13 protein-coding genes are annotated in these 14849 nt (G+C 49.9%); 1 reads left to right on the forward strand and 12 read right to left on the reverse strand.

The window, feature by feature from the left end; all coding sequences use genetic code 11:
- Nucleotides 1–17 precede the first annotated feature (17 nt).
- From IEW26_RS27900 to ytxJ, 10 genes are all read right to left on the reverse strand, one after another.
- The gene (locus IEW26_RS27900) at nucleotides 18–722 is read right to left on the reverse strand and encodes a response regulator (protein WP_188594777.1); all 705 of its coding nucleotides are present in this window, start codon (nucleotides 720–722) and stop codon (nucleotides 18–20) included.
- Nucleotides 723–2336 carry an ATP-binding protein gene (locus IEW26_RS27905; protein ID WP_229730086.1) on the reverse strand — a complete coding sequence of 538 codons (1614 nt, stop codon included), beginning with the start codon at nucleotides 2334–2336 and terminating at the stop codon, nucleotides 723–725.
- Nucleotides 2337–2444: 108 nt separating this feature from the next.
- Nucleotides 2445–4736 (reverse strand): histidine kinase, encoded by a 2292-nt coding sequence (locus IEW26_RS27910; protein WP_188594790.1) that lies wholly within the window; start codon nucleotides 4734–4736, stop codon nucleotides 2445–2447.
- Nucleotides 4737–4799: 63 nt separating this feature from the next.
- A complete protein-coding gene (gene kdpC, locus IEW26_RS27915; RefSeq protein ID WP_188594778.1) occupies nucleotides 4800–5363 on the reverse strand; it encodes a potassium-transporting ATPase subunit KdpC in 564 nt (187 codons plus the stop codon).
- A gap of 69 nt (nucleotides 5364–5432) precedes the next feature.
- Nucleotides 5433–7631, reverse strand: coding sequence for a potassium-transporting ATPase subunit KdpB (gene kdpB, locus IEW26_RS27920; protein WP_188594779.1), 2199 nt, complete (start codon nucleotides 7629–7631; stop codon nucleotides 5433–5435).
- A gap of 117 nt (nucleotides 7632–7748) precedes the next feature.
- Entirely contained in the window at nucleotides 7749–9428 is a 1680-nt protein-coding gene (gene kdpA / locus IEW26_RS27925; RefSeq protein ID WP_373288595.1) for a potassium-transporting ATPase subunit KdpA, read from the reverse strand.
- 93 nt (nucleotides 9429–9521) lie between these two features.
- A complete protein-coding gene (locus IEW26_RS30840; RefSeq protein ID WP_111270414.1) occupies nucleotides 9522–9599 on the reverse strand; it encodes a potassium-transporting ATPase subunit F in 78 nt (25 codons plus the stop codon).
- Nucleotides 9600–9963: 364 nt separating this feature from the next.
- Nucleotides 9964–11151: a spr1629 family repressor/antitoxin gene (locus tag IEW26_RS27935; protein ID WP_188594780.1), complete on the reverse strand. Its 1188-nt coding sequence runs from the start codon at nucleotides 11149–11151 to the stop codon at nucleotides 9964–9966.
- Between the two features lie 32 nt (nucleotides 11152–11183).
- The gene (locus IEW26_RS27940; protein WP_188594781.1) at nucleotides 11184–11948 is read right to left on the reverse strand and encodes a spr1630 family ClpXP-sensitive toxin; all 765 of its coding nucleotides are present in this window, start codon (nucleotides 11946–11948) and stop codon (nucleotides 11184–11186) included.
- Between the two features lie 87 nt (nucleotides 11949–12035).
- Nucleotides 12036–12575: a bacillithiol system redox-active protein YtxJ gene (gene ytxJ, locus IEW26_RS27945; RefSeq protein ID WP_229730087.1), complete on the reverse strand. Its 540-nt coding sequence runs from the start codon at nucleotides 12573–12575 to the stop codon at nucleotides 12036–12038.
- A 236-nt stretch (nucleotides 12576–12811) separates the two neighbouring features.
- On the opposite strand from ytxJ, the gene IEW26_RS27950 reads away from it, so the two are divergent.
- A complete protein-coding gene (locus IEW26_RS27950) occupies nucleotides 12812–13672 on the forward strand; it encodes a hypothetical protein (protein ID WP_188594782.1) in 861 nt (286 codons plus the stop codon).
- Nucleotides 13673–13842: 170 nt separating this feature from the next.
- On the opposite strand, the gene IEW26_RS27955 is transcribed toward IEW26_RS27950, so the two are convergent.
- Nucleotides 13843–14271: a VOC family protein gene (locus IEW26_RS27955; RefSeq protein ID WP_145405778.1), complete on the reverse strand. Its 429-nt coding sequence runs from the start codon at nucleotides 14269–14271 to the stop codon at nucleotides 13843–13845.
- 289 nt (nucleotides 14272–14560) lie between these two features.
- The gene (locus IEW26_RS27960; protein WP_184187048.1) at nucleotides 14561–14785 is read right to left on the reverse strand and encodes a DNA-binding protein; all 225 of its coding nucleotides are present in this window, start codon (nucleotides 14783–14785) and stop codon (nucleotides 14561–14563) included.
- Nucleotides 14786–14849 lie beyond the last annotated feature (64 nt).

Below are 14849 nucleotides of genomic sequence, written 5' to 3' on the forward strand. Positions count from 1 at the left end.
ATAGACGTATAGAGCGGTTAGATTTCATCCTGTAATAAAAAACGGTACCCTATCCCGGGCTCCGTCTGGATAAATGTAGGGCGGGTGGGGTCTTCCTTTAACTTTTTGCGCAAATGGCCTACATAAACCCGCAGATAGTGGCTGTCTGACTCATGATGATGCGCACCCCACACTTGCTGCAAAAGCTGACGCTGCGTAATAATTTTGCCTGCATTGGAGGCCAGCACCTTGAGCATTTCATACTCTGTCGGCGTTAATTTGATCTGTTCCCCATCCAGCTCAACTTGCCTAAGGGCCAGATCCATAACCAGTGATCCGAAGCGCAGTACGGGTTCATCTGTTGTTTTGGCGACATGGCGCAGTGCTACCCGAATCCGGGCAACCAGTTCACCCATGCCAAACGGCTTGGTTACATAATCATCTGCCCCTCCATCCAGTGCTGCAATTTTGTCCGCCTCCTGATCCTTGGCTGTAAGTACAATAATCGGCACCTGTGACCACTCTCGTATCCGGCGAAGCACGTCCATGCCCGATATGCCGGGCAAGCCCAGATCGAGAATAATCAGATCGGGATGAACGATGCTTGCCTGCACGATGCCCTCTTCTCCATCCACACATTCATAATGCTCATATTGGTGAGCCTGAAGGGTCACTTTTAGCAGTTTGCGAATCTGCGGCTCATCATCAATCACCAGAATGCGGGCTCCTGATGCATTGTTCATCTATTCTCCAGCCTCTCCTTGCACTGAACAGGTCAAAGGATACTCCTCCGCTCCTGCAGGCAAATCTATACGTATTCTTGTTCCTCCGTCCGGGTTAGTCCCCGCCTGGATCCTGCCTCCATGAACTTCTACAATACCTTTGCAGATGGCAAGGCCGAGCCCTGTTCCCGTAATATGCTGCGTAGATGGAGAGCGATAAAACTTATCAAAAATTTTATGCCGCTCCGCTTCCATAATTCCAATCCCCTGATCATCCACGATGAAGACTATCGAACCCTTGTTCATATCATCACTCACCTGTATGGTCACCTTGCTTCCCTCAGGCGAATACTTGATCGCATTGCTAACGACATTCACCAGCACCTGCTCCAGCAGCACTTCATCTCCGTAAAAAAAGACCGGCTCCTCTGGCAGCTGCACCGTAACTTCTCGCTGAGGACTGAATTCCCTGATCTTCGCGAGCACAATGCTGATCATATCACCTGCATCGCACCACTTACGGTTCAATTGCAGCATACCGCCCTCCAGACGCACCATCCCGAGCAGATTGGTCACCAGACGATTCATACGCAAAGCTCCATCGCGAATGTTGCTCGTCAATTCTTTTCGATCCTCAGCTGTAAAAAGATGATCATTCTCGATCAGCCCCGTGGCCGAGCCGATAATCGCGGTCAGCGGTGTGCGCAGTTCATGGGACACGGAATCCAGCAGTGCGGTTCGTATCCGTTCCGATTCAGCAGTCACCTGAGCCAGGCGAGCCTCCTCCGCCAGCTTCACCCGCGCGATAGCTCCAGCCGCAAGACTGCCGCAGGCTTCCAGCAGCTGGCGATGCTCCCGCTGCTTCTCCATCTCGCTTGCGGTCATATCTACCGCCAGCACGCCATGGATGTGATCCTCCGTCCGCAGCGGAATATACAGCCCGGAGGACTTCCCCAGCATAGGCGAACCTTGGCCTGCGATTTGCCCGCTTTTGTACACCCAACCCGCGATCGCCAGTTCCGCGGACTGGCTTCCCCAGATATGCTTTTCCGAATCATCTGCTTCAGACCCACTGCTCACCCACAGCTTCAATTCCCCTTGCGAATCAGGCAGATACATGACCGCCGTGCTGCCCAGCATCCGTGATATATGGCTTGTCATGTTATCCAGTAAGGCATCCAGATCGCTAATCGCTGTAATCTGACGGCTCAGATCGTACAACGCATTTGTCGTTGCTTCACGTGATTTAACCCGATCCAGCTGCTGCCGCAATCGGCCTGCAAGGCTCGCCGTCATGATGGCAACAGCCAGGTATACGACAAACGAAATCAGATACCGCAAATCCTCTACCGTAAAACTTAAATATGGCGGGACAAAAAAGAAATCAAACATAATAACACTCAAGGTAGCGGCATAGACAGCTGGTCCCATTCCCCAAAATACGGCACTCACCAGTACGGGGAACAGGTGTACCAGAGCAACATTTACCAGATCATCACTCATGCCTATGATATGAAGCAGCACAGTTAACAGAATGATGCCAAACGTAACCGATAGATAGGCAGGTACCCTTTTCCAGCGAAAATAAAACCGCATACGGCTCGAATCTCCGTCCTTTTCTGTGTGCTCAGACAAATTCATTCCCACCCGTTTCATCAGACAATTTCGATTCCATCTGCTTTCATAGATAATCCATCTTTAATTCATAGACAATTCGTCTTCCACTGCTCTTCATTATCTTCATTATTTATAGTCATCATCTGCCACAATCAATACATCCCGATGTCTCGACAGACGCACAAGCCGATTGACAACGGAGCCGGAGCCCCGATGACCATTCAGCCACCAGACTCGCTTCGCCTGCCCTACCACAAGCTGGGTTGCCTTCAATTCCGCAGCCTTGGCAGCAAGAATATCCGGAACTTCCCTCAACCTGGAGCTGTAGTGGATGTGAAAATAACCTCCAAGCCGAACCGTAAGCTGCTCCAAGCTGGATAGATGCTCCTGCAGCTCGCAGCTTATCGCTGTACCAATGTGCACATGATGGACATACCAGGCCGCCTTCAAACGATAAGCCATGCGAAAACCTCTGCGAATCAAGCGCTCGGCGTGACGGTCATTGCTGACACAGACAAACACGACCTCCTCCTGACGCCATGGACCCCTCAGTGTTCGTGGGGATTGCTGGGCTTCGAGCCGTTCATCCACGACATCTGCAAGCTCTCGCAGGGCAAGTTCTCGCAGCGCAATCAGATTGCCCGTTCTGAAGAAATTCGCAAGCGCCTGCGGAACCTTGTCAGCTGCATAGATTTTACCCTCTCGCATGCGCTGCCGCAAGGCCTCGGGGGCCACATCAATCAGCTGCACCTCGTCCGCCAATTGAATAATCCGGTCAGGAACAGTCTCACGCACCCGGACACCTGTAATATGCTCCACTGCATCATTCAAACTTTCAAGATGCTGTACATTCACGGTTGTAATAACAGATATGCCCGCATCCAGCAATTGCAGCACATCCTCATAACGCTTGTGCCAGGCACCACCAGGCACGTTCGTATGTGCCAGTTCATCCACCAGGACCACTTCAGGATGGCTTTGCAATATGGCCTCCGTATCCATCTCCTCCAGCTGCGTTCCTTGATACAAGCGCTTCACCCGCGGAACGATGGGAAGTGAGCCAATCTGCTTCACGGTGTCTGCCCTGCCATGCGTTTCAAGCATTCCGGTCTGTACGTCGATGCCTTTCCGCAGCAGATCGTTGCCCTCCCGCAGCATCATGTAGGTTTTGCCCACGCCCGGAGCAGCTCCGATATAGATTTTGAACGTACCTCGGCGAATCAATCCAATCTTTTCCTTCATCTCCTGCTCGCTAAGTCGGCGGTAAGTCCGCGGTTCTGCATCGCTGACTTTGGCCGGAAGCACTCGTTCACCTTCACATGCTATCCGATCTGCCACCAGCAGCAGGTCCACCCCCTGTAATTGGCGAAGCAGAGAGTTAATAATGGAGCCTTGCCATATCTCTTGCCAGCGTGTACGCCGGGAATGCCCCATCACGATTCGGGTAATCTGCTGTTCTATTGCATAATTCGCCAATGCAGCGGGAATGTAGCGGCGATGCAGAATTGGCAGCTCCTGCATCTGTCCTCCGATTTTCTCCACCAGCTTTATCATGCTGCGGCGAAAAACAGCCGCCTCCTTGCTTAGCGGCTGTTTCATCTGACGGAACACAACAGCATGCAGACTCCCGTTTAATCTGCGAGCAATCTGGTGCCCACGCTGGATGTAGATCGAACCGCTCCATTGATACTGCGCAGAGACAAGAATACGCTCCATAATGCCTGTCGTGACAGGGAGGCCCAGCTCCTCCCGATGCTCACGCAAAGACTCATTAACACCTTCCGCTACCAGCTTCAACGCGAGCTCACGCAAAATCCCTACGTTACCTTGGCGGAATAATTCCTTATGATCATGATCTTGCAGATGTCCTTCGGCCAGGCGAATGAGTAAGGCCTCTGGCGTAACATCAATCAGCTTTACTTCATCCGCGAGCTCCAGCGTATCTGCAGGCACCGTGTGCATAGCTCTTACCCCCGTCAGCTGTCTCGCCAGCTCCGTGTAACCCTCCAGCTCATATACATTCACTGTCGTCATGACACTGATGTTATGTCGCAGCAAAAAGCGGATATCCTCCAGCCGGGTCGCGTGTGCTGCCCCCACCCGGTTCCGATGGGCAAGCCCGTCAACCAGTACAACCTCGGGATTGCGCACCAGCAAAGCATCCAGATTCAGATCCTTCATCTCTGCTCCATCACTGCGTCTGATCCAGTGAATGCTGGGTACACGTTCAAGCTCGCCGAGCTGTTCTACCGTTTCCGGTCTTCTCATCGTGGACACAGCGCAAATTACGACATCTACGCCCTGCTCACGCAGATGGTTGCCGTCCCGAAGCATGTGATAGGTTTTGCCCGAACCACTGATTGGCCCGATGTAAATTTTAAGTGTACCCTCGTGCAGCTTCGAGATCATACGAAGCATCTCCTCAGGAGATTTGCGTTTGAAGCTGTCCTTCACACCTGTATCCTCCTTCCCGAAGCCACCTTACTTTTCTGCATTTATCAAAGCCAGATTCAGTTCGTTAACGTTCACGCGTGGTTCACCGAATATGCCTAGCTGGCGGCCCTGCGTATGTCGCTTCACAAGCTCGGCAAGTTGCTGCTCGCTCAAACCTGTCGCTTGGCTAATCCGTGGAATCTGCACTTTAGCAGCCTCAGGTGACAAGTCGGGGTCAAGTCCCGATCCAGAACCCGTCACCAGATCAGCCGGAATATGCTGCGTGGATGCAGGGTTCTGCTTGCGGAGAGCAGCCAGCTTTTCCTTCATCTCGGCAATATATTCCGGGGATGCAACAGCGCGATTAGACCCTGCCGATGCGGTTGCATCATAATTGGCGCTTGATGCCCGGGGCTGGAACAGCCCCGGCGATTTCACCTCCTGCGCGAGCAGAGAAGAACCGATAATTTTTCCATCCTGTGTGATCAGACTACCATTCGCCTGAGCTGGAAACAGCCACTGCGCAACTCCCGTCGTCAGGAGAGGGTAGGCAAGACCACAGAGTAACATCAGCACTACGGACAACCGCAAAGCGGGTATAAACATTTTCATACATATCACGTCCTGAATAGATTTAATGGATCAATTCCAATCAAGCAGTCCGGCAACTTTCACCCTGAATCACATCAAACCCGACAGCACCAGATCAATCAGCTTGATACCCACAAAAGGTACGATCACCCCACCTAAACCGTAAATGAACACGTTACGCCCTAGCAGCCGTTCGGCAGACATTGCCCGATATTTCACGCCCTTCATGGCAATCGGGATCAACAACGGAATAATAATGGCGTTGAAAATCAAGGCGGACAGGATTGCAGTCTGCGGGGATGCCAGTCTCATAATGTTCAGCGCCTGAAGCTGTGGCATGGCGAGAATGAACATGGCCGGAATGATGGCAAAATATTTGGCAATATCATTGGATATGGAAAAGGTCGTCAGCGCCCCGCGAGTAATGAGCAGCTGCTTGCCTATGGAGACGACCGATAGCAGCTTGGTCGGGTCAGAGTCCAGATCAATCATATTGGCCGCTTCCTTGGCCGCCATGGTTCCCGAGTTCATCGCCAGGCCAACATCGGCCTGCGCCAGAGCAGGAGCATCATTGGTGCCATCACCCGTCATGGCGACGAGCTTGCCCTCCTGCTGCTCTTTTTTGATCGCTGCAATCTTGTCCTCGGGCTTCGCCTCCGCGATAAAATCATCCACGCCCGCTTCAAGTGCAATCGTCGCTGCCGTAAGCGGGTTATCTCCTGTACACATTATGGTTTTGATGCCCATTGCACGCATCTCTGCAAATTTCTCCTTGAGTCCCGGCTTCACCGTGTCCTTCAAATAAATCACACCAAAGATACGATTATTGATCGCTACAGCCAGCGGTGTACCCCCGGCTTTGGCTATTCGTGCTGCCATCTCCTCCAGATCACCCGGTACACGGCCACCTTCAGAGACTACATACCGTTTGATTGCATCCACTGCGCCCTTGCGAATCCTCGTTCCATCAGTCAAATTCAGACCAGACATCCGTGTCTCGGCGGTAAACTCCACACTCTCCGCTCCCGCGTAATGACTCTCCGCCCAGCTGTGCCCCTGCTTGCCTGCCAGCTCTACAACGGAACGGCCTTCGGGAGTCTCGTCTCTAACAGAAGCTTGAAGCGCCGCCTGAGCCAGTTCGGCTGTCGTCACACCTTGCACCGGGGTAAATTCGAAAGCCATACGATTGCCGTACGTAATCGTGCCTGTTTTGTCCAGAATCAACGTGTCAATGTCACCAGCGGCTTCCACCGCTTTGCCTGACATGGCGAGTACGTTAAACTGTGTCACCCGATCCATGCCTGCAATACCGATGGCCGACAGCAAGCCGCCGATCGTCGTCGGAATCAGGCAAACGAGCAGGGCAATCAGGGTTGCCAGATCCAGATGAATGCCAAGATAATCGGCCATAGGAACCATCGTCACAATGACAATCAGGAAGATAAGCGTCAGCACAGCGAGCAGGGTTGTCAGCGCAATCTCGTTCGGTGTTTTCTGACGCTGTGCCCCTTCAACGAGGGAGATCATGCGATCCAGAAACGATTCACCCGGATCTGTCTGCACTCGCATAATAATGTAGTCCGAAGTGACCCGTGTACCCCCGGTCACGGAAGAGAAATCACCGCCCGCTTCCTTGATAACCGGTGCAGATTCACCTGTAATGGCCGATTCGTCGATAGAGGCCAGGCCTTCAACAATCTCCCCGTCCGTTGGAATGAGCTGACCTGCTTCCACGCGGACGAAATCCCCTTTTTTCAACTGGGTCGAAGCCACTTGTTTCAAAGTTCCGTCCTTCTGCACCAGATAGGCTAACGTCTCCGATTTGGTCTTGCGCAGTGTATCCGCCTGGGCTTTACCTCGCCCTTCTGCCAGTGCCTCGGCAAAGTTTGCAAATAGCAGCGTGAAGAGCAAAATGAAAAATACGGCTACGTTGTATCCCCGTCCTGCCTCAGACGCGGTGAATAGATTGGGATCAATACATAACAGCAGCGTGATGAACGTGCCGACCTCCACAATGAACATTACCGGATTTTTGATCATAACCATCGGATTGAGCTTTTTGAATGCATCTCGGATCGCCTGGAGCAGCATCTGTTTGTCCAAAGACAAAGACCTCTTCGATCCAGGATCACGTTGTAGATTATTTTGGGGTTGATGCTGCGGCTCAATATTTGTTTTGACCTTAGGCAACTCAGTGTCCGCATTCCATGTGCCATTATGCGTTATATTCTCTTCGGCATTAACCGTTCGCTGTATGTTTTGCTCCTTCTTACACTCCATTGCATTCATCGTGAATGCCACCTCCATACTGTACCTTCTTACTGAATCTTCCCAATGTATCTCTTACTGTATCTTCCAAATGCATCTTCTCACTGCATCTTTTTAAGGCATCTTTTTAACGTAAATTCAGTGAACCATCGCCAGATGCTCGGCAATCGGACCGAGAGCAAGTGCAGGAAAAAACGTCAATGCGCCCACCACAACAATCATCATGACCAGAATGCCGGCAAAGAGCGGGGTATGCGTCCTTAGTGTACCTGTAGTAACAGGCACAATCCGTTTTACGGCAAGTGAGCCTGCAATCGCTAGCATGGCGATCATCGAGACATATCTGCCCAGCAGCATGACGATACCGATCGCGATATTGTAAAAATCCGTATTGGCATTTAATCCGGCAAATGCCGATCCGTTATTGGCAGCCCCGGAGGCAAATGCGTACAGCACCTCGGCCAGCCCATGTGTTCCACCGTTGGAGATGGAAGCCACGGCCTCAGGCCGCATCAAGGCGAGCGCAGATGGTGCGAGAATAATTAACGGATGGATCAGCAAGGCGATACAGGCCAGCTTGATCTCTTTGCCTTCGATTTTTTTGCCCAGAAACTCCGGTGTCCGCCCCACCATCAGCCCGCAGATAAATACCGCAATGATCACATAGAGCAGGCCGTTTAACAGACCGACCCCCTTCCCGCCAAATACGTTGTTCAGCATCATCTGGGCAAGCGGAACCAGACCGCCAAGCGGAGTAAGCGACTCATGCATATTGTTGACCGAACCTGTCGTTGCCGCCGTGGTCACCGCCGTAAACAAAGCCGACTCGGGAATGCCAAACCGGACCTCTTTGCCCTCCATATTGCCCTGCAGTCCCGCAGCATCCAGCGCTGGCACACCTCGATACTCCGACACAAACACGGTTGTAAGCATGACGAGGAACAGGAAACCCATCGCCCCGAAAATGGCCCATCCCTGCTTCCGGTTGTTCACCATCAAGCCAAATGCATAGACGAGTGCTGTGGGAAGCAGCATCATACAAACGATATGCACCAGATTGCTCAGGGCCGTCGGATTCTCGAATGGATGCGCTGCGTTCGTGCCGAACCAGCCGCCACCATTGGTTCCGATATGTTTGATCGACTCCAGCGAAGCAACCAGACCGCGGGTAATCGTCTGCTGTGCACCCTCCAACGTCGTTGCATTCACCGCACCTGCCAGCGTCTGCGGCACTCCCTGGAACACAAGAAACAAGGCCACAACGAAGCTCAGCGGTAAAAAAATACGGGTAATCGACCGAACCAGGTCGACATAAAAGTTGCCTAGATCATCCCTGCATCCCACCAGCCCGCGAATAAAGGCAATCGCTACGGCGAAGCCCGTAGCCGCCGATGTGAACATTGGAAACGTCACGGCCAGCAGCTGCGATAGATACGAAAGGGCATTCTCGCCCGTATACGACTGCCAGTTCGTATTGGTCATAAACGATACCGCTGTATTAAACGCCTGCGCCGCAGGCATATTCTCGATTCCGTCCGGATTGAGCGGCAAAAACCTTTGCAGTCTCAGCACAAGAAACATCAGGATTAGCATGACCGCATTGGAGGTGAGCACAGCGGCTGCGTATTGTTTCCACCCCATGGATTCTTCTTCCCGCACACCCATCAGCCGATATAACAATCGCTCCGGCCCGCCAAACACACGATCAAGTCCTGTTCGCTGCCTGTCAAACACCTTCACCAGATAACTGCCTGCCGGCTTTACCAGCAGCAAAATGATCAGCAACGTTACTACAACTTGCACTACACCGATACCCATATCTGTATATCCTCCCTAATCAACCTCAACATTGCCCTGACCTTTATATCCCTATCTCCGCTCGTTTTTCGGTGCATTGTCCGAACAGCTGCCTCAAAATTTCTCAGGCTTCACCAGCACATACCCGAGATAGATGATCAATCCAAGCACAAGCATGCCGATAAAAATCATGATTCGAGCTCACCCTCCCTGCCCTCAGGCCTTCTCGCAAAATTTCACAAATCCCCAGAACACTACAAATAACAGGAGAATCAGTCCAACCATCGTTGCATCATTGACCATGCGCCCTTCATCCTCTCTACCGTTCAGATGGACAATATAAATTCAAGCCTGAGTCTGCCTTGCTACAGTCAAAATCGTATTACGAAACGCTGTAAAAAGGGGGTAAAGATATGCCGCCACTGCTGTAAAAAAAGCGTAAAAAAGACCCGTTCTTCTCAGCGGCAAGCTGAAAAAAACGGGTCTCTCGTAAATATGGAGAAATCTGAGCCAGATTGGCGCTTCCTTCATTTGTAGAACTTCAGGTGATACTATTCTAGGTCGGTATATTCTTCATATCCCGAATGGTAGCTGTTGAACGATTCGTCATGTAGCTGTTAAAAAACTCTGTTTTGATCCCGGTCAGATGATGAAAGAAGGACGTCTCCACCTTCCAGTCCTGCTCGATCATATGTCGAATATCGACAAGCCCTTTCTTGGCAAGAAGATCAATGATCGTCCGAATCCGCATCGGTGTCTGCAAGGGAATCGTCTGGTCAAACGGCTCTCTCTCCAAATACCCTCTTCGGTGCATCGCGGCATAAAAATTACGATGCGATTTGGCATCCATCAGTCCCAGGTTGGCGGCACGATAACCTAACACTTGCAACGATGTTTTCCACTTATTTTTTAATTCAAGATAATGATCAGGATTGGTTAATTGGGGGATAGCCTTTATATCCTGTGCAAACTCTTCTTCTGGCAACAAAAATGCACCGGCAAACAGATTGGCTTCATTTTCAATCTCTTTGTGCTCTTTCCGATCCAGACTCACAAACTCCTGACGATAGTGAAGCAACAGATGACCAAGCTCATGAGCGATATCAAAATTTCGGCGTACTGCCGATCGTTTGATGTTACCCAATATAATGAACGGGCGATCCTTTCTCGTCCACAGACTGTATGCATCAATCCCTTCACCAATCGCCTTCTCGAAGACGTAGACTCCGCTCTTTTCAATCCAGAACATCAGATTCTCGTTGGTCGCTGGCTCCAGATTTAATCGCTGCCGCGCGAGCTTTGCCACATATTGAATTTGGGTAGGGCGATCCTCGTGTGAATGATTCATATATTGGATCGCTTCTTCCCTGAGCTCAATGATCTTCAAGGTGGGAAGACTGATCTGAGAGGTAATATAGTTAACAAACGTATCCAGATACTCTACATGTTTGGCCTCCGTTTGTGTCTTGGAGATCACATTCATTACCTTGGACCGATACGCGATGTTCATCACATTGATGTTGGTCGCATTATTTTGCCTGGCGAGCATATCCTTCTCGTAAAAATATTTGCTTTTGACGCTGAAAATTCGTATCAATTCATTCACAATCGGCACTTTGGGGGAAGTGTACGCATTTTCATACTGCCAGACCGCCTGCTCAGTCACACCAAGCTTCTCGGAAAGCTCTTTCCTCGAATACCCATGCATGATGCGCAGATTGGTCAGATTTTCACCCATGAACACACGGTTCCCTCCTTACTAGACTACGGGGTGGGTTACCCCTGCCGTTCTTCTTCCAATATTTCAATATCATAAGCTGCCGGATCAAGCATGCCATCCGAATCAGGCGCGAGGACCTCGCGTTCACGATCATCAAGCTCGGCACCCGAGATAAGATCAGACATATCCTCTATCAAATAGGCTATATTATCATGCGGATTGGGCAAATAATGCTTTACCTTGGAGATTTGATATGCATCATCCATAGCATAAGTGAGAATATGAAACTCATTATACATAGATGATAGTTGTTTGATCTCTTCTTTTACACGAGTCACCTGATTTAATGGAATAGGCAAGGAAAGCTGCACCACCTCTTCGGACTGATGCAATTCATGATATGAAGAGTCCGTCGGAAATTTCAGATCTGCATTAATTTTCGACAGGTCATGTAAATACGTACGCAGTGCATCTTTACGATCCATGCCTGCAGGTAATTTGGCCCGGGAAAAGCATTTTTCATTAAAGTAGGCTGCATTTTTAATCAAAAACAGAACTTTGGAGTCCTTATGTGTAAATTGAAGGTAATCCCAGGTTAGACCTGCTTTGGACTTTTTATGCGTGAATGCCTGTCCATCATATTCCTTAAAATATTCTGCGATTTTACTCTCAATAAAATTCCCCTTTGTCCAGGCAAAGGCTGAACTAATCTCCATCCGCTCTCGTCGATCTATACGGTGCTCAATATATTCTCGGTACCCTTCGATAATAGCTTTAACAATAATCTCGCTATGCTTAGGCTTGAATTTATATTGTTCCATCTATATCACTCCGATTCAGAAGGTATAAAGGCTCCTTTTATTTTAAATGATATACAGCGTAGAAGATATGATTTTTTTCTTATATTTTTAAAGTGAATGACTCTGTGCCCATTGCATCAGTCGCTTTTTGGTGATCTTTCCATGTGACGTATGCTCTACAACCTGCCCCTGATCCAGCAGCAGCACCTGCGGGGATTCATGGCGAATCTCGGTCTCTTCAGCAATACGGCGTGACAGCGGACGGTTCTCAATGACTTTGACGATGCGATACTGCATGTTTTGTTTCGGGTCAGAAGCATTGGCGCCGACAAAAGCCATAAATTCCCGGTACCCACGCGCGCTGACAGGGCAGGTAGTGCTGTGTTTCAACAGAAGCACCGGATGCTCCCGGGAATCGAGAAGCACCTCTTCCCAATCCTGCGTTTTGTGCAGTTCCAACACATGCTCGCTTAACATGTCATGCGAATCAGCGCCTGTTCGCTTGCTAACCACTGAACCGATGACCACCCCCAGCGCAGCGCCAAATGCGATACCCAGCCCGATCTGCCCGGTGGCTGTACCGATACTGACCCCGATTGCCAAGCCGACCGCCAGCCACAGGGCTTGATGATTTACCTTTTTCTCCACCAAAACCACCCTTCCTCAAGTATGTATCAAGCATTTCAGTTGTGTAGATTTAATTAACGATGGCCTTCACGGACATGCATCTGACAGAGACTCCAACCCACATTTTGATCAAATTATAGCACAGCCCTCTGCACCCGAGCTTTCAGAATCTGCATCTTTCGGGGTTCTAATTGTGATACACTGGTGTTAATTTGGAAACGATGAACATAAGAGCAGCTGAAAGGCGGAAATTCGATATGACATACGCTTTTACCATTGAACCACCGGATTATTACGCACTGGATAACGAGCAAGAGTTAATAGCCAAATGTCAGGAGTGGGGCCTGATCTCGGCCAAAGCCACCAAACTCAAAACGTTCTATTATAAAGGAAACGGACAGAATCTGCCCTGCACCATTCTCGGCTTTGTAGATCACATGACGGCAGTCATCGAGCTGGATAACGGACAAAAGCATTGTATTCACCCTTCGTATCTGAAAGAAATGCAGGCCTCCGGCTACAGCACACGAGGACTAAGCGGAGCGGGGACAGAGCCAGGAACCGAACAGGATGCATCAGGCCAAAGTGCTGAAGCTATTGAACAAACCGCTGAGCCTGCCGATACCTCTGATCAAGCTGACGCACCGGCCCGTTCTTATGATATGGAAGAAGATGAAGATAGCGAGGAATCATCCTCCAGACTCAAGGGTGACCCTGATGGCCTGGTGGAGGAATACATCGGTCCTCAGAGCGGTACAGGTACAGATGCAGAAGCCAAACCTAAAACCAAAGCGGCACCGAAGGCCAAAGCCGTCAAAATTGATCTGCCCGATGGCAAAGTGAAGATGAGCGCAGTGGTCAAAGAATTTACGACGGTACCGAATCATTTCTCGGATAATGACGATGAGGTCATCATTTACGAATCCGTCACTATTACGGAGCCGGAAGTGATCGAGGTCGGTGACGCGTGGTCCAGCCATAGTGCAACGATGAAGAAGCAGGAGCTGGAGGTCGGTGACGTGCTCACGTTTGAAGCGAAAATCATCAAGAAAAAGCTGACCCGCAACCCGGTGCCTTATAAAATCAACAACCCGTCCAAGATTCAGAAGGAAGAATAGTTTCTATTTTTATGAAAAATTAACCCGAAAAACCTCCATGCTACTTGTAGCTGATGGAGGTTTTTTTAGCAATTACTTATGAATTGGCTGTATTCCCCAGCCTTTATTCAGCAACATGCCGATCCGTTTTCCCATACCAGAAATGATACAATCCCCGTTTAACGAGATACTCAGGCTTGTTCTGCTGCTGCACTGATTTGGAACAGCACGCCAAACTTGTCGGTTACATTACCGTAAGCCGGGCTCCAGAACGTCTCCTGAATCGGCATATTCACTTTACCGCCCACTTCAAGTTTACGGAAAATGTTCTTCGCTTCCTCAGCCGTGTCCGTATTGACTGTAATCGTGATATTATCTCCAACGGTGTGCGGCATACCGGGCAGTGTGTCCGACAACATCAGCACCGAGCTTCCAATTTGCAAAGAAGCATGCATAATCCAGTCTTTGGCTTCCGGCGGAATCGGATGATCCGGACTGGATGGACCTTCTCCGAAAGTCTGCATTGCAAGCACTTCCGCACCAAATGCCTCTTTATAGAACTCGACAGCTTCACGCCCATTCCCGTTGGTTACAAGGTACACATTCAAGCTAATTGCCATGGATTGTTCATCTCCTTGAATTCATTTAATCATATGGTACAGGCTCGTTGCGACAAGAGTATATAGGAATGCATCGTCCGCTGACAAGCACAAATTTCCCACTATATTCGCACGCCTTGACAGAGCTATATTTCTCCAAATATGCTAAAGATATTCCCTGCTCTCACCATATCTTCTCTATTCAAAAAAAAGCCACTCTTCCGAGCATTATCGGTCAAGTGGCTGTAAATGTTTTATTCTGTTAGTACCCTGCTGAACAGGGAGGCACCGCCTTGTATTCTATGATTGATCAGGCCTTCACAATACGATCGATCTCACTTTTTAACAAAAGGTATCGATGCACACTTCTCATAATAGGTACCTTGGTGAGTTTATTTTTATCAACATACAGCTTCATCTGGTCTTTACTCAGCCCCAGCAGGTTGCCCGCTTCAGTCACTGTCAGCACCACTTCGGGATTCGTTGCGTTAAAGGTCTTCTTTACCTTCTGGTTCCAGTCCTCAAATACCTGCATAGATCTGTACCTCTCCTATCCATAGCCAGTTATGTTCAGGCTGAATACACTCAGTATACCATAC

The organism is Paenibacillus silvae, from assembly GCF_014639235.1.
GTDB lineage: Bacteria > Bacillota > Bacilli > Paenibacillales > Paenibacillaceae > Paenibacillus > Paenibacillus silvae.

Excerpts from the sequence above, each read along its gene's own strand:
- IEW26_RS27900 (WP_188594777.1), bottom strand. The coding sequence starts at position 722 with ATGAACAATGCATCAGGAGCCCGCATTCTGGTGATTGATGATGAGCCG.
- IEW26_RS27910 (WP_188594790.1), bottom strand. The coding sequence starts at position 4,736 with ATGCTTCGTATGATCTCGAAGCTGCACGAGGGTACACTTAAAATTTAC.
- kdpC (WP_188594778.1), bottom strand. The coding sequence starts at position 5,363 with ATGAAAATGTTTATACCCGCTTTGCGGTTGTCCGTAGTGCTGATGTTA.
- kdpB (WP_188594779.1), bottom strand. The coding sequence starts at position 7,631 with ATGAATGCAATGGAGTGTAAGAAGGAGCAAAACATACAGCGAACGGTT.
- kdpA (WP_373288595.1), bottom strand. The coding sequence starts at position 9,428 with ATGGGTATCGGTGTAGTGCAAGTTGTAGTAACGTTGCTGATCATTTTG.
- IEW26_RS30840 (WP_111270414.1), bottom strand. The coding sequence starts at position 9,599 with ATGATTTTTATCGGCATGCTTGTGCTTGGATTGATCATCTATCTCGGG.
- IEW26_RS27940 (WP_188594781.1), bottom strand. The coding sequence starts at position 11,948 with ATGGAACAATATAAATTCAAGCCTAAGCATAGCGAGATTATTGTTAAA.
- IEW26_RS27950 (WP_188594782.1), top strand. The coding sequence starts at position 12,812 with ATGACATACGCTTTTACCATTGAACCACCGGATTATTACGCACTGGAT.
- IEW26_RS27955 (WP_145405778.1), bottom strand. The coding sequence starts at position 14,271 with ATGGCAATTAGCTTGAATGTGTACCTTGTAACCAACGGGAATGGGCGT.
- IEW26_RS27960 (WP_184187048.1), bottom strand. The coding sequence starts at position 14,785 with ATGCAGGTATTTGAGGACTGGAACCAGAAGGTAAAGAAGACCTTTAAC.